Source organism: Confluentibacter sediminis, assembly GCF_003258355.1.
GTDB classification, from domain to species: Bacteria; Bacteroidota; Bacteroidia; order Flavobacteriales; family Flavobacteriaceae; genus Confluentibacter; species Confluentibacter sediminis.
Window position 1 is genome coordinate 119685 of the sequence record NZ_QKPO01000013.1, and the last position, 23242, is coordinate 142926.

Annotated in this window: 27 protein-coding genes; 24 read left to right on the plus strand and 3 right to left on the minus strand. The window is 30.9% G+C overall.

Annotated elements, in window-relative coordinates; genetic code table 11:
• The first annotated feature begins 106 nt into the window (after positions 1-106).
• The 3 genes from DKT72_RS12600 (at position 107) to DKT72_RS12610 (ending at position 1636) form a co-directional block, all read left to right on the plus strand.
• Positions 107-967, plus strand: coding sequence for an SPFH domain-containing protein (locus tag DKT72_RS12600; RefSeq protein WP_111309099.1), 861 nt, complete (start codon positions 107-109; stop codon positions 965-967).
• A 247-nt stretch (positions 968-1214) separates the two neighbouring features.
• Positions 1215-1463, plus strand: a complete 249-nt coding sequence (locus tag DKT72_RS18275; RefSeq protein WP_162623313.1) for a hypothetical protein — start codon at positions 1215-1217, stop codon at positions 1461-1463.
• On the plus strand, positions 1460-1636 hold the full coding sequence (locus DKT72_RS12610; protein WP_111309101.1) for a type II toxin-antitoxin system antitoxin: 177 nt from the start codon (positions 1460-1462) through the stop codon (positions 1634-1636). Before DKT72_RS18275 ends, DKT72_RS12610 begins: the two co-directional genes overlap by 4 nt.
• Positions 1637-1644: 8 nt before the next feature.
• Here DKT72_RS12610 and DKT72_RS12615 read toward each other — a convergent pair whose 3' ends face one another.
• Both DKT72_RS12615 and DKT72_RS12620 read right to left on the minus strand, forming a co-directional pair.
• Entirely contained in the window at positions 1645-2520 is an 876-nt protein-coding gene (locus DKT72_RS12615) for a DUF808 domain-containing protein (RefSeq protein ID WP_111309102.1), read from the minus strand.
• A 42-nt stretch (positions 2521-2562) separates the two neighbouring features.
• Complete coding sequence (locus tag DKT72_RS12620; protein WP_111309103.1) at positions 2563-3300, minus strand: CDP-alcohol phosphatidyltransferase family protein; 738 nt, start codon at positions 3298-3300, stop codon at positions 2563-2565.
• A gap of 519 nt (positions 3301-3819) precedes the next feature.
• Here DKT72_RS12620 and DKT72_RS12625 point away from each other — a divergent pair.
• From DKT72_RS12625 to DKT72_RS12635, 3 genes are all read left to right on the plus strand, one after another.
• Positions 3820-4995, plus strand: coding sequence for a lipoprotein N-acyltransferase Lnb domain-containing protein (locus tag DKT72_RS12625; protein ID WP_111309104.1), 1176 nt, complete (start codon positions 3820-3822; stop codon positions 4993-4995).
• A gap of 301 nt (positions 4996-5296) precedes the next feature.
• On the plus strand, positions 5297-7162 hold the full coding sequence (locus DKT72_RS12630) for an ABC-F family ATP-binding cassette domain-containing protein (RefSeq protein WP_111309105.1): 1866 nt from the start codon (positions 5297-5299) through the stop codon (positions 7160-7162).
• A 68-nt stretch (positions 7163-7230) separates the two neighbouring features.
• The gene (locus tag DKT72_RS12635; RefSeq protein ID WP_111309106.1) at positions 7231-8004 is read left to right on the plus strand and encodes an O-methyltransferase; all 774 of its coding nucleotides are present in this window, start codon (positions 7231-7233) and stop codon (positions 8002-8004) included.
• Between the two features lie 4 nt (positions 8005-8008).
• Here DKT72_RS12635 and DKT72_RS12640 read toward each other — a convergent pair whose 3' ends face one another.
• Positions 8009-9418, minus strand: coding sequence for a DUF5723 family protein (locus DKT72_RS12640; RefSeq protein WP_111309107.1), 1410 nt, complete (start codon positions 9416-9418; stop codon positions 8009-8011).
• Between the two features lie 238 nt (positions 9419-9656).
• Here DKT72_RS12640 and DKT72_RS12645 point away from each other — a divergent pair, with 238 nt between their 5' ends.
• The 18 genes from DKT72_RS12645 (at position 9657) to DKT72_RS18390 (ending at position 22914) form a co-directional block, all read left to right on the plus strand.
• Positions 9657-10235: a cob(I)yrinic acid a,c-diamide adenosyltransferase gene (locus DKT72_RS12645; RefSeq protein WP_111309108.1), complete on the plus strand. Its 579-nt coding sequence runs from the start codon at positions 9657-9659 to the stop codon at positions 10233-10235.
• 153 nt (positions 10236-10388) lie between these two features.
• Positions 10389-10610, plus strand: coding sequence for a DUF2795 domain-containing protein (locus DKT72_RS12650; protein WP_044638512.1), 222 nt, complete (start codon positions 10389-10391; stop codon positions 10608-10610).
• A 162-nt stretch (positions 10611-10772) separates the two neighbouring features.
• Positions 10773-14126, plus strand: coding sequence for a preprotein translocase subunit SecA (secA, locus tag DKT72_RS12655; protein WP_111309109.1), 3354 nt, complete (start codon positions 10773-10775; stop codon positions 14124-14126).
• Positions 14127-14310: 184 nt separating this feature from the next.
• Positions 14311-14781, plus strand: a complete 471-nt coding sequence (locus DKT72_RS12660) for a Dps family protein (protein WP_111309158.1) — start codon at positions 14311-14313, stop codon at positions 14779-14781.
• Positions 14782-14813: 32 nt separating this feature from the next.
• Positions 14814-14999: a CsbD family protein gene (locus DKT72_RS12665; RefSeq protein WP_111309110.1), complete on the plus strand. Its 186-nt coding sequence runs from the start codon at positions 14814-14816 to the stop codon at positions 14997-14999.
• Positions 15000-15115: 116 nt separating this feature from the next.
• Positions 15116-16228 (plus strand): AI-2E family transporter, encoded by a 1113-nt coding sequence (locus DKT72_RS12670; protein WP_111309111.1) that lies wholly within the window; start codon positions 15116-15118, stop codon positions 16226-16228.
• Between the two features lie 114 nt (positions 16229-16342).
• A complete protein-coding gene (locus DKT72_RS12675) occupies positions 16343-16909 on the plus strand; it encodes a helix-turn-helix domain-containing protein (protein WP_111309112.1) in 567 nt (188 codons plus the stop codon).
• A gap of 3 nt (positions 16910-16912) precedes the next feature.
• Positions 16913-17359: a response regulator gene (locus DKT72_RS12680; RefSeq protein WP_111309113.1), complete on the plus strand. Its 447-nt coding sequence runs from the start codon at positions 16913-16915 to the stop codon at positions 17357-17359.
• 3 nt (positions 17360-17362) lie between these two features.
• Entirely contained in the window at positions 17363-19147 is a 1785-nt protein-coding gene (locus DKT72_RS12685; protein ID WP_111309114.1) for a sensor histidine kinase, read from the plus strand.
• Positions 19148-19557: 410 nt separating this feature from the next.
• Positions 19558-20127, plus strand: coding sequence for a hypothetical protein (locus DKT72_RS12690; RefSeq protein WP_111309115.1), 570 nt, complete (start codon positions 19558-19560; stop codon positions 20125-20127).
• Between the two features lie 32 nt (positions 20128-20159).
• A complete protein-coding gene (locus DKT72_RS12695; protein WP_162623314.1) occupies positions 20160-20588 on the plus strand; it encodes a hypothetical protein in 429 nt (142 codons plus the stop codon).
• Between the two features lie 19 nt (positions 20589-20607).
• Positions 20608-20760: a lmo0937 family membrane protein gene (locus DKT72_RS12700; protein ID WP_111309117.1), complete on the plus strand. Its 153-nt coding sequence runs from the start codon at positions 20608-20610 to the stop codon at positions 20758-20760.
• 34 nt (positions 20761-20794) lie between these two features.
• Positions 20795-21058: a YtxH domain-containing protein gene (locus DKT72_RS12705; RefSeq protein ID WP_111309118.1), complete on the plus strand. Its 264-nt coding sequence runs from the start codon at positions 20795-20797 to the stop codon at positions 21056-21058.
• Between the two features lie 10 nt (positions 21059-21068).
• The gene (locus DKT72_RS12710; protein ID WP_111309119.1) at positions 21069-21461 is read left to right on the plus strand and encodes a hypothetical protein; all 393 of its coding nucleotides are present in this window, start codon (positions 21069-21071) and stop codon (positions 21459-21461) included.
• Complete coding sequence (locus DKT72_RS12715; RefSeq protein ID WP_111309120.1) at positions 21448-21780, plus strand: hypothetical protein; 333 nt, start codon at positions 21448-21450, stop codon at positions 21778-21780. The genes DKT72_RS12710 and DKT72_RS12715 overlap by 14 nt, the downstream gene beginning before the upstream one ends.
• Before the next feature lie 11 nt (positions 21781-21791).
• Positions 21792-22457, plus strand: coding sequence for a DUF6565 domain-containing protein (locus DKT72_RS12720; RefSeq protein ID WP_111309121.1), 666 nt, complete (start codon positions 21792-21794; stop codon positions 22455-22457).
• Positions 22458-22534: 77 nt separating this feature from the next.
• Positions 22535-22696, plus strand: coding sequence for a DUF1328 domain-containing protein (locus DKT72_RS12725; RefSeq protein ID WP_111309122.1), 162 nt, complete (start codon positions 22535-22537; stop codon positions 22694-22696).
• 47 nt (positions 22697-22743) lie between these two features.
• Positions 22744-22914, plus strand: coding sequence for a hypothetical protein (locus DKT72_RS18390; protein WP_220628122.1), 171 nt, complete (start codon positions 22744-22746; stop codon positions 22912-22914).
• Positions 22915-23242: the final 328 nt, after the last annotated feature.

Sequence of the window (23242 nt, forward strand, 5' to 3'; positions counted from 1 at the left end):
TTTATTTTAAACCACATTTTTTTATATAAATATGGCAAAAGCATTAAAATAAAACATATCTTTATGATATCATTTTAATATCATTTTAAACTAAACAAACTATATCATGAAAGAAGAAAAAATTATAATTCCTGCAAATGGTTACCTAGCACTATTCATCACTTTCGCCATTTTGATTGGTTCTACATTTTTAGCATTTTACAAAGAAGACAGTACATTTATACTGTTGCTATTAGTTATCTTTTTTATTATTCCCGGTTTTGTTATGGTGCAGCCCAATAACTCAAGAGTGTTATTACTTTTTGGGAAATATATTGGAACTATTAAAAAAAACGGTTTATATTGGGTAAACCCTTTTTATAGCAAAAAGAAGATATCATTACGTGCGAGTAATTTTGACAGTGAGCGTTTAAAAGTAAATGATAAAATGGGCAACCCTATCATGATTAGCACGATTTTAGTTTGGCGGGTAAAAAACACTTATAAAGCTGCATTTGATGTCGATAATTTTGAAAATTTTGTACGAGTACAAACCGATGCTGCCGTAAGGAAACTAGCGAGCATGTATCCTTATGATAATTTTGCAGATGAAGGTTTAGATGAAGATATCACACTACGCTCCAGTGTTAATGAAGTTAGCGAAGCTCTGGAGAAAGAAATAGATGAAAGACTTTCTATAGCAGGCATTGAAGTTTTAGAAGCCAGAATAGGGTATTTAGCTTATGCGCAAGAAATAGCGAATGCCATGTTGAAACGCCAACAAGCTACTGCTATAGTTGCGGCAAGACATAAAATTGTTGAAGGGGCAGTAAGCATGGTAGAAATGGCTCTTGAAGAATTAAACAAAAAGCAGATTGTAGACTTGGACGAAGATCGAAAAGCAGCTATGGTTAGCAACCTCATGGTTATTCTATGTGGCGATAAAGATGCATCCCCTGTTTTAAATACAGGAACTTTAAATCATTAAAATGAGAGTTTTCAAAGAAGAACAACGTTTTACCCAAACCTGGTTAATGACATTAATCTGTATTATAGTTATATTCACAACGATAACTTTTACGAAGAATTTTATAAATGATAAAATAGATTTTCTTAGCTACCTCTATATGTTAAGTGTTGTTCTAATACCATGTATATTGATCTTTATTTTTAAATTAAAAACCAGAATTGACGAAACTGGCATACATTATCAATTTTATCCTATTCATTTAAAAATGAAATCCATTCTTTGGAAAGATATTAAGCATGCTGAAACCAGAACATACCATGCACTTTTGGAATATGGTGGCTGGGGTTTAAGAAACGGCATTTTTTTTGGTAAAAAAGGGACAGCCATAAATATTAAAGGCAATATGGGTATCCAACTCATACTTAATGACAACAAGAAGATACTTATTGGCACTCAAAAGAAATTTGATGCTGACAATAGCATCTCCCGATATTTACATAAGAATCAATTATGACAAAGAAAAAAGCTTTTGCATTGCGAATAGATGAAGATATGCTCAAAGCTATTGAAAAATGGGCTGCAGACGAATTCCGTAGTACGAATGGCCAATTGGAATGGATTTTGAATGAAAGTTTAAAAAAAGCTAAACGCTCTCCTAAAAAAAGAAATACTGACGAAAACAATTAATTGGATCATTATTTTTTATTCCCAATAAAAATCAACTTAAAACCCGTTACCACTAAAAAAGCAGCAAATCCAATCAACAACCCAACCACAAACTCTTGAAGTATGGCTGGCAGCACATCTAGGAAATGATGCAGAAATTCAATATGATGAACAAAAATACCTCCAGCTACTAAAATCAAAGCTATCGTTCCAATTACTGATAACGCTTTAATGACCCAAGGAAGCGCCTGTACTAAAAAATTGCCAATACTTTTTAATACTTTATTATGTGTTCCGCTTTTTTTAATGAGTCTATACCCCATATCATCCATCCTAACAATGAGCGTTACTATTCCATAAACACCAATAGTTGCTAAAACCGACACAATAGAAACCACCAGTATTTGAAATAGAATAGCCTCTCCTATAACGGTTCCCAAAGCAATGATAACTATTTCAATAGACAAAATAAAATCTGTAAAAATAGCCGACTTTATTTTTTTCTTTTCTACTAGCAAAACATCTTCTTTAGAATCAGTTGCTTCAATAATTACTTTTTTTTCATGACTGTGAGGCATCAAAAACTCGTATATTTTTTCGGCACCTTCAAAAGCCAAATAAATACCTCCCAGCACTAAAAGTATCGTTATGGCAATGGGTACAAAAGCACTCAATAAAAAAGCAATGGGTAAAATTATGAGCTTATTAAGCAAAGAGCCTTTAGTAATAGCCCATAATACAGGAATTTCCCTTGAAGCTACAAATCCTGTTGCTTTTTCAGCATTGACCGCTAAATCGTCCCCTAAAATACCTGCCGTTTTTTTGGTGGTAATTTTGCTCATTACTACAACATCATCCATAAGTGAAGCGATATCATCCAATAATGCAAAAAATCCTGATGCCATACTATTATTTTATTAAGTAATTAAACCTATAAGTCTAAAAAATTATTTTGAAGTTACAGTATCTAGTAGAGACATGACTATATAACTTATTATAATAATGGGTATGGCAGCAAATTGAAATATAATTATAAATAAACCACATAAAATAATAAAAATATACCTAGTAGCATTGTTTTTAAAACTCCAATCCTTAAACTTTAGTGCAAATAGCTTAATTCCAGAATTTAACATATAACAACTAACGAATGTTATCATTATTAAAAACCATTTATTTAAAATAATGGCATTTATATAATCGCTATTCTGAAACTCCATAATTAATGGAAGTGAAATAATAAACAACGCATTTGCTGGTGTTGGCAAACCTTTAAAATAAGTTTGCTGGTCTTCATCTAAATTAAACTTTGCTAATCTGTAAGCGGAAGCTAATGTCACCAATAACCCTAAAAACGGCAGTACGTTAATATGATAAAAATTAAAATTTGAATAATTAATATCAGAATTCCCCCAACTACCTTCAGATAAAACAAATAATTTATACATGACCATACCCGGTACCAAACCACTAGTCACCATATCTGCTAAAGAATCCAATTGCAAGCCTAATTCACTTTGAACATTCAATTTTCTAGCTGCAAAACCATCAAAAAAATCAAAGAAAACACCCAAAAACATAAATAATGAAGCGGTCACAAAGTCATCATTTATAACAAAAATTACGGCAATACTTCCGCAAAATAGATTCAATAAGGTTAACGCATTAGGAATACTTTTCTTCATCGATACATATTTATATTGTGTAAAAATAACAAAGAATTAGCGTCTAAAACAATAAGTGCTGGCATTTCAAGTATATTAGATTACAAATTATACACATATTTGTAAAAAAATTGCCTTTTGAAGATATGCCTAACCACATCAGTTTTTATTGCTCCATGAAACATCTTTGAACAAACCCTTTGGAAACATTAAAAATGAGCTGATGATATTGGTACGCCGCCTCATTAGGAATGAATAATGCTATATATTCCCACACCATCTATATAACTGCAGGTTGTTGGAATCCGGCAGATTTATTGGACTTAAAAGACAATTAACTCTCTTTAATGTACTTTAGCTATTTTCCAATATGGCGAATGTTGATATGGTTTACTTAAGCGTTAGTGTTGAAAATTTTCAACCAAATTTTGGAGGTGATTTTAAATACAATAACATATAAATAGATTATATTGGCGACCAAAGTATAGTAATATATTCATTAAAACTTGATTTCAGTATTTTTAGATAAAATTTTATAAAATGAAAAAAGCACTTATTAATTTATTCATTTTTGTGTTTGTTACAACAATACACGCACAAGAAAACATTTTATCTGATAAAGCAGAAATTAGTGTTCTTACCATTGGGCCCGGAAGCTCTTTAAATGATTCTTTTGGGCACAGTGCATTTAGAATAAAAGATGTTGTTAAAGGTACAGACCTTATTTTTAACTATGGTGTTTACGATTTTGATGCGCCGTATTTTATATTAAAATTTGCTCAGGGCAAATTAAATTATTTAATAGGAGGTAATTATTATGAGGATTTTTATCAAGATTATATATCTCAAAATAGAACCATACAAGAGCAAGTTTTAAATTTATCACAAAGTGAAAAACAAGAACTTTATGATTATTTAATTAATAATTACAAACCAGAAAACAGACGGTATTTATACGATTTCTTTTATGATAATTGTGCCACAAAAATTAAAGATGTAACCAATATAGCTTTAAATAACACGATTCAATTTAATAAACCCAAAGGTTTTAAACAACAAACATTCAGAGAGTTAATTCACAGCAATTTAAATAGAAACTCGTGGGGATGTTTTGGAATCGACCTAGCATTGGGCTCTGTTATTGACAAAAAGGCGACACCAGAAGAACACATGTTTCTGCCAAAATATATTTATACATTCTTTGAAAATGCTGCGATTAAAAACACGGACAGCCATTTAATAAAAAAAAGCAATGTGCTCTATAAAAAAATAGAAACACCTAAAAAAAATCATTTTTTAACAAGTCCGCTGTTCGTTTTCACCATTATTGGATTGCTCATTCTTTTTATTACTTACAAGGATTTTAAACAACACAAACAAAGTGTTTGGTTAGACGTTACATTGTTTAGTTTAACTGGAATTATTGGAGTCATCATTTTACTACTCTGGTTTGCCACAAATCATCATGGGACACATCAAAACTACAACTTACTTTGGGCATGTGTGCTTAATATTTTTGTAATAGGACAATTATTTAGAAAAAAAATAAGCATGTGGTTTATTAAATATTTAAAGTTTTTAATAATATTGTTATGTTTGCTTACGCTGCATTGGATCATTGGGGTACAAATATTTGCTATTGGACTCATTCCCTTTTTAATAGCTTTATTTATTAGGTATGTATTTTTAATACGATTTTATAATGCGCAATCTTAATTAATACCAAGATTAGAAACAGATTATTAATTATGCCTTTTAAAGACAAGCATTGCCATGAATGCGTTTGGTTTAGTCAATTGTTTAGCTTCAAAGAATGACAAATTCCAGTACTTTTATGTTGCAAACAAACAATGTTTTATCGACAACTCCTAATACGTACACATTAAAGGCAAGTCAAGCAAATTACAAAACCTTTTTAATGCAGAATATAATACCCTAAACATAACTTTCAAACGGGATAATAAAACTAATAATGCAATTTTTAGTTTTTTATCCGTTCTTTGCAAAAAAATATCTCTTGAATTATTTAACTGTAGAAAACATATCAAAATCTTATGGAGAGCTTACGCTTTTCCAAGACATCTCTTTTAGTGTCCATAAAGACCAAAAAATAGCTTTTGTCGCTAAAAATGGCACAGGAAAAACCTCCATTTTAAATATTCTTTCCGGTGAAGACGAAGCCGATTCTGGCAACGTTATTTACAGAAAAGATATTAAAGTGGCATTTTTATCGCAAGACCCAAAACTAGATCCTAATTTAACTATTGAGGAAACTATTTTTGCGAGTGATAATCCTATTTTAAAAGTCATTTTAAATTATGAACATGCGCTTTTAAACCCTGAAGACTCTGAGGCTTACCAAAAAGCTTTCGAGCAGATGGAACAGTACCAAGCATGGGATTTTGAAACACAATACAAGCAAATATTATTCAAATTAAATCTTGAAGATTTAAATCAAAAAGTGAGTGCACTTTCTGGTGGGCAGAAAAAACGACTCTCGTTAGCCAATGCTTTAATAAACAAACCCGATTTATTGATTCTCGATGAACCTACCAATCATTTAGATTTAGAAATGATCGAGTGGTTAGAAACTTTTTTCGCTAAAGAAAACATCACACTTTTTATGGTAACGCACGACCGTTATTTTTTAGAACGTGTTTGCAATGAAATTATTGAATTAGATGAAGGCCAACTTTATAGTTACAAAGGAAATTACTCATATTATCTTGAAAAAAGAGAAGCCCGCATTGAACAAACAGAAGTTGAAACGGGAAAAGCCAAACAATTATTTAAAAAAGAATTGGAATGGATGCGTCGCCAACCAAAGGCTAGAACTACAAAATCTAAATCTAGAATAGACGATTTTCACGATATTAAACATCGTGCCAGTCAACGTCGAAATGATTATGAAGTTCAATTAGAATTAAACATGGAACGCTTAGGCGGCAAAGTGATAGAATTCCATAAAGTCCATAAATCATTTAAAGACAAAGTCATTCTTAATGGTTTTGAATATATGTTTAAAAATGGGGAACGTACAGGAATTATTGGCAAAAATGGCACCGGAAAAACGACTTTTTTAAATCTGTTAACCCAAACCATACAACCTGATTCTGGAAAAGTCATTAAAGGGGACACGGTTAAATTTGGTTATTATACGCAAAATGGCATTACCATAAAGCCAGAGCAAAAAGTAATTGATGTCATCAAAGAATTTGGCGATTACATTCCATTAAAAAAAGGAAAACAAATAAGTGCACAGCAACTTTTAGAACGCTTTCTATTCAATAGAAAAAAACAATATGACTTTGTTGAAAAATTAAGTGGTGGCGAACGTAAACGTTTGTATTTATGTACGGTTTTAATTCAGAATCCTAATTTTTTAATTCTAGACGAGCCGACAAACGATTTAGATATTGTGACTTTAAATGTATTGGAAAGCTTCCTTTTAGATTTTCCAGGATGCGTGATTGTTGTATCCCATGACCGTTATTTTATGGATAAAGTAGTCGATCATCTTTTTGTCTTTAAAGGTGAAGGCAACATTGAAGATTTCCCCGGAAATTATACAGACTATCGCGTTTACGAAGATAGCCAACCTGTCATTTCCAACACTTCAGAAGAAAAGAAAGATAAAAAAGCTTGGAAAAAAACAGAAGACAACAAACTTTCATATAACGAAGAAAAAGAACTTAAAAATATTGAAAGCAAACTTAATTCTCTTGCTTTTGATAGAAAAGAATTGGAAGCTAAATTCAATAATCCTGATCTATCACCAGAAGAAATAAACAAACTATCTGAAGCTTTGCAAAAAATTATTGATGATTTAGAATCTAAAGAAGAACGGTGGCTGGAATTACAGGAAAAATTGATGGGTAATTAAAAAGTTGTAAAGTAGCAAAGTTCCAAAGCTTCAGAACATTCATTTTATTGCTTTGAGATTCATAACCTATGACACACCAAATTAAATCATATATAAAATTCATTTTCAAATCTACCAACCAACACGGTGTCCACTCTCCTTTTGTCTTCAATTTGGTTACCAAATGTTTTTATGATAAGCAGGATTATGAGGCTTACAAACAAATTTTAAATTATAAAAAAAACGTACTAAAAAATAGAACAAAAATTAGGGTTACCGATTTAGACGTCGGCTCTCAAGCAACAAACAATACCGAATACTTTATTTCCGAAATTGCCAAAAATGCCAGAACCACTCACAAAAGAGCCAAACTTCTATACAGACTTGCTAATTATTTTAAATTTGAAAATATATTGGAATTAGGCACATCTCTTGGGATTGCCACTCACGCCATAAGTTTAGCAAATCCAAATGTAAACATTATAACTATTGAAGGCTGTCAGGATATTTTGGAATTCAATAAAAATAATTTCAGAGAACATGATTTAGAAAAGGTCCATTTAATAGCAGGCGACTTTAAACATGGAATAAAGGGTCTAACACCAATGACCTTCGATCTTATTTTTTTCGATGTTAATGCTCAAAAAGATGCCGCTTTAGATTATTTTGAGTCACTTATAAAAACCATTCATAACGATTCTGTTTTTATTTTTGATAATATTTATGGGTCTGAAAGCATGACCGAAGCATGGGAAATTATAAAACAGCATCCAAAAGTTACAGTAACTATTGATGTCTTTTTTTGGGGGTTCGTATTTTTCAGGAAAGAACAGGTTAAAGAGAATTTTATCATTAGATGTTAGTCGTTTACTCGGAACAATTGCAGTTATTTCCTTTATCATATTTCCCGTGAAAAAAAGGTATTTTAAATCCTATATAAAAATTTCCACCTCTACTTTTATTACTTAGCAAATTTGTAAATACAGAACTCGACCCAAGATAAAGAGGCCCCACCCTTAACCCAGCACCCATCTGAAATCCGGCGTATTGAACCAAACTTATTGGGGTATAAAAACTAAACGTTTTACTCTCAAAGCGGGGAGTTAAGGAAACCATATTTGTAATTTTACTAGCATGTAATTTACTTTTTGCAATAAGTGATAAATCAGTATTAAAATTCAAATAAAAAGTATTTGTAAAACTCCAATCTGCATTTAAATGCAATGCTGTTGGCAATATAGCTTTATAGCCAATGGATGTATTTGTTAGTGTATATAAATTATTTAATACATCATCTAAATCATCTTCATTATCAATAGCTTCCTCACTCACGTTGGTATTTGTAATATCAAAAGCATCTTCAATGCCATTTTTATAATTGATATGGCCTATATCTGTTATTGAAAAACCCAGTTTTAATTTATATTTATTTTGTTCTTTATATGTTAAACGGTTTGGCCATACTTTTCTTGGTTTATAATCTCCATGATTGGGACGCCACTCGTAAATTATCCCAATATCTACCCCTAAGCCATGAGTGCTTTTTGGTAATTTGTACTCATAATCATCACTTTCAAAATCATCAAAACGTCCATAGATGACATTGCCCGTAGACGTAAAACTACCAGTGGTTCCCCCGCCTGAATCGATAGCTCCATCTGCATCATAATCTATAGTAATATTCCTGCCAGCTACATAAGCACTGCCTCCCCCTTGTAGATATTTTAAGGATATACCTGCTTTAAAAAAATTATCACTTTCATCAATCAACACTCTGGCATAAGAAAGTCCTATTTCTGCCCATGTTTGTCCAAAACCATTCAGATTATCGTCATTAATAATAAAATCATTCGCATTATCAATAGCATATAAACCTATCCCATTAACGCCATTGATATTAACAAAAGAGCGAGCCCTAGTAAAAACTGCTATAGAATTATTATTGTTTATATTAAACATAAATGATGGTCCCATAACATCTGTATTGAACTCGCCGTTATTATTTATATCTCGAGTGAATCTTGATCTTGCGTCATAATTATAATCATCATCATTAATTGCCTTTATAACATTCAAGTTATAATAATCGTTTCCTCCAAAAACACTGATACCTACAAGATTGATATCTGCCCTAAAACGCGAATCTACAATATTAGCAGGATTTACAATCACACTATTTACACCCGCATAATTTTCTGTAAGAAACCCTACGAAAGATTGCGATCTCACATTAAACACCACGCCTATTAGTAAAATCAACAAAATGATTTTCTTCATATATCTAAAATATTCATTAACAAAAAAACTCCTAAATATTCAAAAACTGATTACAGCCAAATATATTACAATAAATCAATTTTTATTTAAGTTTCAAAACCCTTATGCGTTTATTCAATTCTTCAAATAAATTGTTGGTTATTAAAAAGCACATTTAAAAATTGCCATTTAATAAATTCTCATGCAAATTTTCCAAAAAGAGTTTGCCTTACCTCTTTTTTAAAATTATCTTTAACTCATGAAAATTTACACTAAAACAGGTGATAATGGAACCACCTCATTATTTGGTGGTACCCGTGTATCCAAACACCACATTCGCATTGAAAGTTATGGTACTATTGATGAGTTAAACTCACATTTAGGATTGATTCGTGACCAAGAAATGGATTCTCAATACAAAGAAATGCTAGTTCATATTCAAAATAAATTATTTACTGTCGGTGCTATTTTAGCAACTGATCCTGAAAAAGCTATTTTGAAAAATGGAAAAGAACGATTGAGTATCCCTAAAATATCATCTGAAGACATTGAATATTTAGAACAAGAGATGGACCGTATGAATGAGGCATTGCCTCCTATGACACATTTTGTTTTACCAGGAGGGCACCAAACGGTGTCATTTTGTCATATTGCACGCTGTGTATGCCGTAGAGCCGAACGTTTAACGGCGGCCCTTAATGATTTAAAACCTATTGAACCCAATACTTTAGTTTACTTAAACCGTCTTTCTGACTATCTTTTTGTATTGGCACGAAAGTTGTCTTACGACTTGCAAGCAAATGAAATTAAATGGATTCCAGAGAAAAAAGAATCTTAAAATTGTTGTCATTTTTAAAAAAGCAAGAATAAATTTCAACTGTTTAGATTACAAATGAATACGTTCTTAAAAATAATAATTAAATAATTCATTTTTTTCTTGTGTGTTTAAACTAAAAAATTATTTTTGCACAAAATTTAAACGCATAACAAAATGTATTGGACTTTAGAATTAGCATCGTATTTAAGTGATGCACCTTGGCCAGCAACAAAAGACGAATTGATAGATTACGCTATCAGAACTGGCGCTCCTTTGGAAGTTGTTGAAAATTTACAATCTATTGAAGATGAAGGTGACGCTTACGATTCAATTGATGAAATTTGGTCTGACTATCCAACTGATGAAGATTACCTCTGGAATGAGGATGAATATTAATAAAGCACAAAGAATAGTTAAAAAGTCTCGATTAGAGACTTTTTTTATGCTCTAAATTCACAAAACAACCTAACAAACTGTATCTTTGAATGCTTATTTAAACTTCAAAAATAAAAAATAAAAACCTCTGGGACATTCTCAGATTAATATAACATATTGCACATGAGTTTTTTAAATGCCGTTCTTAAAGTATTTGTAGGAGACAAATCTAAACAAGACGTAAAAGCCATTACGCCTTTAGTTGATAAAATAAAAACATTTGAAGCTGCTTTAGAAGCCTTATCACACGACGAATTAAGGGCTAAAACTGCTGAATTTAAAGCTAAAATTGCAGACGCTAGGAAAAGTATTGATGAGCAAATAGCAAAACTGCTTGAAGAGGCTGAAAATACTGAAGATATTGATAGACGTGAAGATATTTATCAAGATATTGACAAGCTTAAAGATGATGCCTACGCCATAACTGAAGATGTTTTAAATGATATCTTACCAGAGGCCTTTGCCGTAGTCAAAGAAACTGCTAAAAGATTTAAAAACAATACCACCATTACTGTGACCGCTAATGCTTTCGACCGCGAGATTTCTGGCGAAAAAGATTATGTTACTTTAGATAATGACAAAGCCATTTGGTCAAACTCTTGGGATGCTGCTGGAAAACCTATCACTTGGGATATGGTACATTATGATGTACAATTGATTGGCGGTATTGCCCTTCACCAAGGTAAAATTGCAGAAATGCAAACGGGTGAAGGTAAAACCTTAGTTGCTACTTTACCTATGTATTTAAATGCCCTTTCAGGAAAAGGTGTTCACTTAGTAACTGTGAATGATTATTTGGCAAAACGTGATAGTGCTTGGATGGCGCCCTTATTTCAATTTCATGGATTAACTGTTGATTGTATTGATTATCATCAACCAAATTCTCAAGCAAGAATAAAAGCATATAATGCCGACATTACTTACGGAACCAATAATGAATTTGGTTTCGATTATTTACGTGATAATATGGCTCATGCGCCAAACGATTTGGTTCAACGCCCACATCATTATGCTATTGTAGATGAGGTGGATTCTGTGTTGGTAGATGATGCCCGTACACCATTAATTATTTCTGGCCCTATCCCTCAAGGAGAACGCCATGAATTTAACGAATTAAAACCTAAGGTAGATGATATTGTTGCCGTACAACGCAAATATTTAACAGGCGTTTTGGCCGAAGCTAAAAAATTAATTACAGCAGGCGATACTAAAGAAGGTGGCTTTCAATTACTGCGTGTGTATAGAGGTATGCCTAAAAATAAAGCTCTTATCAAGTTTTTGAGTGAAGAAGGCGTTAAACAATTGCTTCAAAAAACAGAAAATCACTATATGCAGGATAACAACCGCGAAATGCCAAAGATTGATGCGGAATTGTACTATGTGATTGAAGAAAAAAATAATCAAGTTGAATTGACTGATAAAGGAGTTGAATACATCTCTGGAAAAGACGATCCTAATTTCTTTATACTTCCTGAGATAGGTTTAGAAATTGCTAAAATTGAAAATCAAAACCTTTCAAAAGAAGAAGAAGCTAAATTAAAAGAAGAATTATACAAAGACTTTGGTATAAAATCTGAACGTATACATACCCTTAATCAATTACTTAAAGCGTATGCATTGTTTGAAAAAGACACCCAATATGTGGTGATTGACAATAAAGTGATGATTGTTGATGAGCAAACAGGACGTATTATGGATGGCCGTCGTTATAGCGATGGTTTACACCAAGCAATTGAAGCCAAAGAAAATGTAAAAATTGAAGATGCTACACAAACCTTTGCAACCATAACGCTTCAAAATTATTTTAGAATGTACCGTAAACTGTCTGGTATGACAGGTACTGCGGTAACGGAAGCTGGTGAATTTTGGGAAATCTACAAATTGGATGTTGTTGAAATTCCAACCAACAGACCCATTTCGAGAGATGATAGAGATGATTTAGTGTATAAAACCAAACGCGAAAAATACAACGCTGTTATTGAAGAAGTCACCCAACTTTCACAAGCTGGACGCCCTGTATTAATTGGTACCACCTCTGTAGAAATCAGTGAGTTATTAGGAAAAATGCTTACTATTAGAAAAATTCCACACAACGTATTAAATGCGAAACTCCATAAAAAAGAAGCCGATATTGTTGCAGAAGCCGGTCAATCTGGACAAGTAACTATTGCCACTAATATGGCAGGGCGTGGTACGGATATTAAATTAAGTGACGCTGTTAAAAAAGCAGGTGGTTTAGCGATTGTTGGTACTGAACGCCATGATTCACGTCGTGTGGACAGACAGCTACGGGGTCGTGCGGGACGTCAAGGCGATCCTGGAAGTTCTCAATTTTATGTCTCGTTGGAAGATAATTTAATGCGTTTATTTGGCAGCGAGCGTATTGCTAAAATGATGGATAGAATGGGGTTGAAAGAAGGCGAAGTGATTCAGCATTCGATGATTTCAAAATCTATAGAACGTGCACAGAAAAAAGTTGAAGAGAATAACTTTGGGGTTCGTAAACGCTTATTAGAGTATGATGATGTTATGAATGCTCAACGTGAGGTGGTTTATAAACGTCGTCGTCATGCATTGCACGGGGAACGTCTTCGTGTTGATTTGGCTAACATGATTTTTGATACCACAGAAATTATTTCAGAAAACAATAAAGCCGCAAATGATTTTAAAAATTTTGAGTTTGAACTGATTCGTTATTTCTCAATGAGCTCCCCTATTACAGAAGCAGAATTCGGAAAATTATCAGCTCAAGACATCACTTCTAAAGTTTATAAAGAAGCTTTCAACCATTATAAAGATAAAATGGAAAGAAATGCAGAGATAGCATTTCCTGTTATTAAAAACGTATACGAAACACAACGTGACAAGTTTAAACGTATTGTGGTACCTTTTACAGACGGTGTTAAAAGTTTAAGCGTTGTTACCGACCTTGAAAAAGCTTATGAAACCGGTGGCAAACAATTAATTACAGATTTTGAAAAGAACATTACGCTTGCCATTATAGATGATGCTTGGAAAACACATTTACGTAAAATGGATGAGTTAAAACAATCGGTTCAATTAGCGGTTCACGAACAGAAAGACCCTTTATTAATTTATAAGTTTGAAGCGTTTGAACTGTTCAAAGGTATGATAGATGAAGTAAACAAAGATGTTATTTCATTCTTGTTTAAAGGTGAATTACCAAGTGAGACACAAAATACCATACAAGAAGCTAAAGTACGTAGACAAGAAAAATTAAATGTTCAAAAAGACGAAATACCGAATTTAGATGAACGTTCTGCACAAAGCAGAGCTGTCGGCAATACACAACCCCAACAACAAGTCATTGAAACTATTGTTCGTGACCGTCCAAAAATTGGACGTAACGATCAAGTAACTATTAAGCATGTTATTAATGGTGAAAACAAAACTTTAAAATATAAACAAGCAGAGCCTTTATTAATAAAAGGTGATTGGGTTTTAGTCGAAGATTAACGACCAAAACATACATCTAAATATAATTGCCAAATCCTGATAGAAACTTTCTATCAGGATTTTTTTTGATCAAAACCCATGCTTCTTTCAATTATATAACAATATAGAAAAATTGTGTAAGGCAAAACTCTTCTACCGGTCATAAATTTGTATTAAACAAAAAATGATTAATAAAAAAAACAATATGGAACCTAAAATTGGAATTGAGAAAAAAGGCATTAACAAAAGTATAGAAAACTTAACCATAGTCCTTTCTAATGAAATGGTATTGTATGTAAAAACAAGAAAATTTCATTGGAATGTGTCTGGCAAAAGTTTTATGGAATTACACAAACTTTTTGAAGAGCATTACAATGGTATTGAAAAAACCATAGACGAAGTTGCGGAACGTATAAGCAAATTAGGAGGTGAAGCCATTGGTAGTATGAAGGAATTTATTGCCCATTCTATTTTGAAAGAAAGTACAAAAATACCATCCCAAGAAAATATGATTTCAGAATTACTGAAAGACCATGAAACCATTATTTCTAATTTAAGAGAGATGATTGAAACTATGGAAGAAGATTCAAAAGATTTTGGAACTGTTGATTTTTTAACAGCAGTTATGCAAAAACATGAAACCATCGCTTGGATGCTTAGAAAATATATTGCTTAAAAAACATTATAAACATTTTAAAACTAAAAATTATGAACACTACAGAACTAAAAGGAAATTGGAAAGAATTAAAAGGTAAATTAAAACAAAAATATGCCACGCTAACAGATGATGATTTGTTAATGGCTGAAGGAAAAGAAGAAGAAACTCTTGGTAAACTTCAAGAAAAATTAGGCAAGTCTAAAGAAGAATTACACAAAATAATATCTGACTTATAAAATCTATAACATCTGCCCGAAAACCAATTTTAATTCTAAATAGTTAATTTGGTTGGTTGGTTAGTGAATTACTATTAAGGTTAGTAAGGCAGATTTTTAATATTTATCTTAGCTAAATGAATACGAAAACCACAAACTACCATCCTATTTTTGGTATACTCACATTCATTTCTATTGTATTCATTTTATATATATTGAAACCCATTATAATGCCCATTCTATATGCCATTATATTAGCGGTGATGATATATCCGATTCAAAGATTTCTAGAACATAAATGGAGGTGCAATCGCTTATTTGCTACCTTATGCTCTTTACTCATTATCTTCTTATTTACATCACTTATTGTAACGATTGTATATTTTCAATTAAATAGCATTAGCAATAACGGCGAAGATTACACCAAAAACCTATCTGAACTTTACTATAACTCTATAGAATCTGTACAAAAAACTTTTAATATGAACAGTAGAAATTCGCTGTTTTCAAGAGATTTGAAAATTGAAAATCTATTAAAAGGTAATTTTGACAAAATTGGTGAGTTTATTACACAATCTGGATCATTAATAAGTACTCTTGTATTAATACCCATTTACTTGTTCTTCTTTTTATATTACAGACGCTTTTTTAGAGTGTTCTATTATAAAGTATTCCGAAATAAACCCAAGGCTTTTTTAAATAAAATGATTAAAAAAGTATACAATATTCAACAAAATTACCTTGTGGGATTAATAAAGGTTATTTTTATTGTGGGCGTGCTAAATACTATTGGGCTATTTATTTTAGGAATAGACCATGCCATATTTTTTGGATTTTTTGCAGCCATTTTATTATTAATACCATATGTAGGCATTATAATTGGCTCAGTAATTCCGGCAGTAGTTGCACTTGCCACCAAAGATAGTGCTTGGTATGCATTCGGGGTTATTGCCATATTTATGTTCATACAATTTTTAGAAGGTAATTTTATAACTCCAAAAATAACAGGCTCTAAAGTGAGTATCAATGCTTTTATAGCCATAATATCTCTTATCATTTTTTCAATGCTTTGGGGTATTGCAGGAATGATTGTTGCATTACCCATTACAGCGACTTTAAAAATAATTTTCGACAACACTCCAGGATACCATGCTTATGGGTTTTTAATAGGTGATCCGATAGATAAACATCTGCATAGTCGGGCAAGATCCAGATTAAAAGAATGGAAAAAAATAAGAAATAAAAATTAGTATTTGTCTTAATTTGAATACTATAGCTATAATATTTAAAGCTATCAAACGTTTTCAATATCTAATGTAAATTTGTTCATAATTAATTATAAATTTACGGAACAAATATTTCTTATGAAATTACATTTAAAATTCGATTTTAATGCGGTGTGCAGGAAAGTCTTAGATGAAAAATTGCTAGAGCATAATATAAAGCATAAAATTATCGCTTTTGGGGAAGTAGAGCTTTTAGAAAAATTATCAGAAGAAAGACTAGAAGCTTTTTCTAGTGATTTAAATGATTATGCCATTGAAATTGTCGAAAATCAAAAAAGCATATTAGTGCAAAAAATTAAAGATGTTATCGTAGATATGGTCTTTAATGATGACACCTCCATGAATTTAAAAGCATCTGCTTACTTGTCAGACACTCTTGGGCATAGTTATGGATATCTTTCCAATCTATTTTCTGAAGTAACTTACACGTCTATAGAGAATTTCATCATTCTTCAAAAAATAGAACACACCAAACAACTTATTATAAATGACAATTTAAGTTTAACCGAAATTGCATTTAAGCTTAATTATTCTAGTGTAGCACATTTAAGCACTCAATTTAAAAATACAACAGGTATTACTCCATCTGCTTTTCAGCGTATTATTACGAAAAGACGTGAATTTAATCAAAATCAAACCAACTAGTTTATGCAGGAAGATTATATCAATATCATATTAGCAGATGACGATGAAGATGATCGTTTATTTTTCACAGATGCTTTTGATGAATTAAGAATAACTACAAACGTAAAAACCTTTAATGACGGGGTTTATTTAATGGATTATTTGAATAATGAAGAATCCATTTTTCCGAATGTCCTATTTTTAGATTTAAACATGCCCAGAAAATCTGGATTGGAATGCTTAAAAGAAATAAAGCAAACCGACAAGTTTAAAGATATGGCTATCGCTATTTATTCTACCTCAGCATCAGAAGAAGATATTGAAAAAACGTTCGTTATGGGCGCTAACATTTATATAAAAAAACCCAACGACTTTAAAACACTTAAAAAAGTATTATCCGAGGTTGTAACCATAAATTGGCAGTACCATACCAATGGATTAAATAAAGACAACTTCTTGTTAAGATTATAAATTATGCCCACTAGAATATTAAAAAAATCTTGGTTTATAAAAAGTATCTTTTTTACTTCAGCCTTTATAATTTTACTTATTGGTGGCATAACATATAGAAACATAGATGATTTATCTAAATCATCAGAATTACTCACTCAAACCTATAGATTAAATGTTGAATTAGAACAAATTTTCTCCCATTTGAAAGATGCCGAAACTGGGCAAAGAGGTTTTTTAATAACAAACGACCCACTATATTTAGAACCTTACGATGCGGGAAGAGAAAACATTAACTATAGCTTTGCCGAATTAAAGGAACTAAGCAGAAACAACCCTACTTTACAAAAAAATCTTAAAGATCTTAATGTATTAATAGACGAACGTATGGATTATTTCCAAAAGGCGTTTAGGTTTTCTGCTGTTGGAAACTATAATGACCAAAACTTTAAAGAAAATTTCTATAAAGGAAAAAAATTGATGGACACCATTCGTTTAAAAATTAAAGGAATGATAAAATCTCAAAATGATTTATTAAAGAAAACACAACATACATATGAATCTAATTTGAAAGTGACGCCCATATTCTTGTATATGGTGTTGTTATTCTCTTTAGTTCTTATGTTTTTTGCTTATAACAAGATTATTCGTGACTTAAAAGAGATAAAAGCATCCAACGAGCAATTAGAGATTTTTAAAGAATCGGCGAATCAATCACAAATTATTAGTCAACATGGTAATTGGATCTGGGACATAGACACCAATACGTTTAAATATTCTGACAATTTATATAGACTACTAGGTGAAGAACCTCAATCTTTTGAATCAACCGTAGAAAATTTCATGAAGTTTGTTCATCCTGAAGATGCTGAAAAATTGAGCAGAGAGATTGAAAAAATGATTACTAATAAAGACTTGCCTTTTGTTTACTATAGAATCATTCAAAAAAACGGAACTATAAGACACTTTAAAGGTTACGGCAAATTACATGAAAGCTCAGATGGTGGAAAAAAACTTCTAGGAACCATTACAGATATAACCGATGAGATAGATAATTTAAGAATTTTAGAAGATCGTAATTTAGAATTGGAGCGCAATAATAGAGAGCTATCCGCATTTAACTATGTTGCCAGTCATGATTTGCAAGAGCCCCTAAGAAAAATACAAACGTTTTTATCTAGACTTGAAGATAAAGAATCTAGCAAATTATCTGAAGTTGGTTTAACATACATTGATAGAATAAAAAATGCTTCAACAAGAATGCGATTGTTAATAGATGATCTATTACAGTTTTCAAGAACAAATAGAGCTGATAATGTATTTGAAGTTTCAGATATAAATGAGCTTTTAGAAAGTGCCAAACAAGATTTAGCGGAAATTATATCTGAAGAAGATGCCATTATAAACTCAGATAAATTCCCGAAAATCAATGTAATTCCTTTTCAAATACAACAGCTTTTTTTAAACCTAATAAGTAATTCTTTAAAATATAAATCGAAAGATAGAATTCCAGAAATACATATTACCTATAGCAAAATCAAAGCCTCTGATGACCCTGAAATTTTAAAACCTAAAAAACCATATTACCACAAAATTATATTTACAGACAACGGTATTGGTTTTGATAATGAATATGCCGAAAAGATTTTTGTGCTATTTAATAGACTTCACAACAAAGATGAATACTCTGGAACAGGTATTGGTCTATCTATATGCAAAAAAATAATTGAAAACCACCAAGGATTTATTTTCGCAAATGGTAAACCCCTTGTTGGTGCAACGTTTACGGTTTACCTTCCTATAACATAGCTATAGCTTTCGCTTATTTAAATAATTTTTATCTACTTCCCCTTGAAATATAGAATAAGCATTTGGTAAATATTATATCTATAGTTCATTAAATCTAAAAATAAATTAAGATTTAATGAAACATTATTAAACAAGCCTTTCTTGTAAAAAAACACCACATATCCTCTGTTCTTTTATATGTTTTAGCATTCCCGCTTCCATATTAAAAAGAGTACATATTGAAATCTTGTAACCTTACTCCAAAATACTGTAACACAAAAAACAACAAGCTATCGCATCTTTGTAATGTACTTAATAAATAAGGCATAAATTAAAAAAAATGTTAATCTTATAAGTATTGAAAATAATGTTGTAACACAAAAACCATCAGCTGATTGCATCTTTGTAGAACAATGTAAAATGAAAATAAAATGAAATTTAGAAACATGGTGGTACTGATACTGTTATCAGTATTTGCAACTCTCACATTAATTTCTTGTAATTACATTTTAGAAAACACTAAACAGAAAAATGAAATTATAAATGAAAAACAAAGTAGGGTATACATACATAAACAAGAAGCCAAATTATTGTTAAATGCTTCTAGGAACAATTTGGATATTCTAGAATTATGTGAAGACCTAAAATCTGTTGATACTCAAAACAGTATTGGCCATTTAACTGAAAGATTAGAAAAAACGCACTTTGAAATATCAAAAAATTACAACGAGTTAGCAGAAAAGAAACTGATTTCAATTCCCAGTTACGAGAACATAAACAATGTTAATAAACTAGAATTAAAAAATATTGATATTGATTCTTTTATTCAAAACAAATTAAAATTGATTTTAAATAAAACAGATACGCAAATACAATTATTGAATGCTTTAGGAAAAACAACAGACAATATAGAATTTAAAGTTTTAGCAGTGACAGACACACACAAATTAAAATCTAATATAAACAAAATAGAAACTACTTTAAATAAACTAAACCAATAAAATCAAAAACGTATAACACTAAAAATAACATCATGAAAAAGTCAATCATAGCAACAGGCATAGTAGCATCGAGTATGTTGCACCCCAATGCAATGGAGGGCGCAACAGAAACAAGTGATGTAAAAACAGAGAATAAAACAACCCAAGTTTATAAATGGAATATAGAAACAGAACTTGGCACTTTTACAGGAACTTGTTTAAGCATGGATGGTGTAAATGAAGAAATTGCTTCGTTATCAAACAATTCTAAAATTATTAAAAAGAACATCATTCCAATGTCTTTAATAAGTAAAAACCTAGGAGATAAAATTTATACGTGGAATGTGATAACCAATTCTGGTCATGCCTCTGGAGTATCTGTAAGTTTAGAAGAAGCAAAAAGAGTGATAAACTCATTCGGAAACACTGAAATAGTTAAATCAAATATCGTAGAATCATTTAAAACACAAAATAATCATTAACCATTAAAAACAGAATATTATGAGAGGCTTATTATACATTATCGCAGTCATCCTAGTAATTGGTTGGGCATTAGGAGTATTTGTTTACAGTGCAACCGGATTAATACACATCCTATTAGTTATAGCAGTGATCGCTATTCTATTAAGATTAATAGGTGGTAAAGGAGTTTAAAAAAATTAATAATAAACAATTAAAATTAAAAATAATGAAAACACGAAACACAATATTAGGCCTTTTAGCAGGCGTAGCAGTAGGAGCAACACTTGGTATTTTATTAGCCCCAGATAAAGGTGAGAAAACCAGAAAAAAAATCATTTCAAAAAGCAAAGAAACCAAAGACAAACTAAAAGAGAGCTTTGATGATTTTTTAGACACCGTTTCAGAAAAATACAGCTCTTTAAAAGTAGAGGGAAAAGATTTGCTTCATAAAGAAAAAGAAGCTATAAAAGAAAAAATGGAAAAAGCTTAATAAACAATAAATGGAAACCACAGCAAAACATATAGAATTGCTTTATAATAAAGTTAAAGAATATACTGAAACTAGTATAGAGTTATACAAACTAAATGCTATAGATGTAACAGCGGACATTGTATCCTCTTTAGCGTCAAGAATAGTGCTAGTTTTAGTATTTTCTTTATTTACTCTATTTGTCAACATTGCCATAAGTTTATTGATTGGCAATTTACTAGGAGCTTATTATTTAGGTTTTTTAATTGTCTCTGGTTTCTATTTAATTATAACCATTCTCGTTTATTTTTTTAGTGCTAAATTAATTGAAGCACCTATAATAAATCTTGTAATTGCAAAATTATTAAAGCCAAGACGATCTGAATTTGTTGAATCTAATCCTGAAGAAAATGAAAAGTTATAGAAATCAAAATCAGATTTTAGAAGCAAAAATTCGGATTCTGGAAAATAAACAAAGAATAAAGATTGAAGAGTTAAAAGCACAACTAGAGGTTACCTATCAAGAACTAAGACCTTCAAGACTATTAAATAGAGCTTTAAACGATATTAAAGAAGAACCCGAAGTTAGAGGCAACATACTAGAATCAATCCTAAGCTTCGCTGGAGGGTACCTATCAAAAAAAATACTAATAGGCAAGTCAAGTTCTATAATAAAAAACCTACTTGGCTATGGAGTACAATACTTTGCAACAAAAATAATTTCAAAGAACATTAAACACTAAACACTAAAATTATGAAAACAATTAAAATCACCATAGGAATATGCTCTTTAGCATTACTATTTACATCATGTAATGATGGAAAAGAACAAATGGCAAAAGAAAATATAGATGAATACACAAGTTATGTAGACTCTGTAGCAAGCTTGGAATATGCCGAAGCTCAGTCTAATTGGGAAAAAATTGAAGATGGCTATAAAAACCATAAATCTATAGCTACTACCAATCTAAATCATGTTAAAGAAAATGAAGCTTTAAAAAAAGATATTGATGAAGCTACATTAAAATATGAAACTTACAAAACAGAATTGCTTGCCGAAAAAGAAAAAGAAGATGCACGAATAGGCAAAAGTAATCTAAGAAAAGCCCTTTTAGGATCTGATTATAATGATACTGGAGACATGAATTTTGACTGGATCAACAAAGATAACATACTAAGTGTTTATCAAACATTTGTTCATACTGTAGAAAACAACAAAGATTCTTATTCTAGAGAAGAATGGGATGAAATTAAACTATTATACGAAGCTATAGATACTAGAAAAAACACTGTAGAAAAAGAAGGCCTTACAAGTTCTGATAACAGAGAAATTGCTGCCCTTAAGTTAAAATTTGCACCTATGTATACATTCAATAGAATGGGAGCAAAATCGGAAGAAAATGCTAAAGCAAAAGAATAATATAAGTCTCATTTCAGCAATTATTTAACCTGCCTATAACAATTCAAACTCAGTATTAACCCTTAAAAAAGAAAATTATGTTAAGATGGACTATAACATTCATAATTATTGCAATCATTGCCGGAGTCTTAGGATTTGGTGGTATTGCAGGAGCTTCAGCTGGAATAGCTAAAATACTATTCTTCATATTTATTGTCTTATTTATTTTATCACTTATTAGAGGTGGTTTTAAAAGATAAAAAAACAGTAAAAAAAAACTAAATTATTAACCTTAAAATTAAAAAACATGAAAAAATTAGCATACATATTTATAGTTGCTTTATCACTAACTTCATTTAATAGCTGTAGAGAAAAAACAACAGGAGAAAAAGTAGAAGATGCCGTAGAAAGCGCTGCAGACGATGCAGGAGATGCTGTAGAAGATGCAGCTGACGAAGTGGAAGACGCTGTTAATTAGTTTATTATTTAAAATCAAATAAAAACCCACCTAGAACATATGTTTTAGGTGGGTTTTACATTTTTAACAAAGTTTTAACTAAGCTTTTAAAAGTCTTAGTTTTTCTAGCTTTTAAGAACCTAAAGTTAATATTTACTTTAATTTATTTGTATTAAATAAAAAATCATAATAACACCTAAAGTTTTCCATTTATTTTTTTTACTATCTTGGTTTTTTTGAGTTGAAAACCCTCATGTATTTTCATACAATTAAACCAACACCAACAAATTCAGTCTAATACAAAATCAAATAAATTCACCTTAACTAAAGTAAACTAAATAACACATTT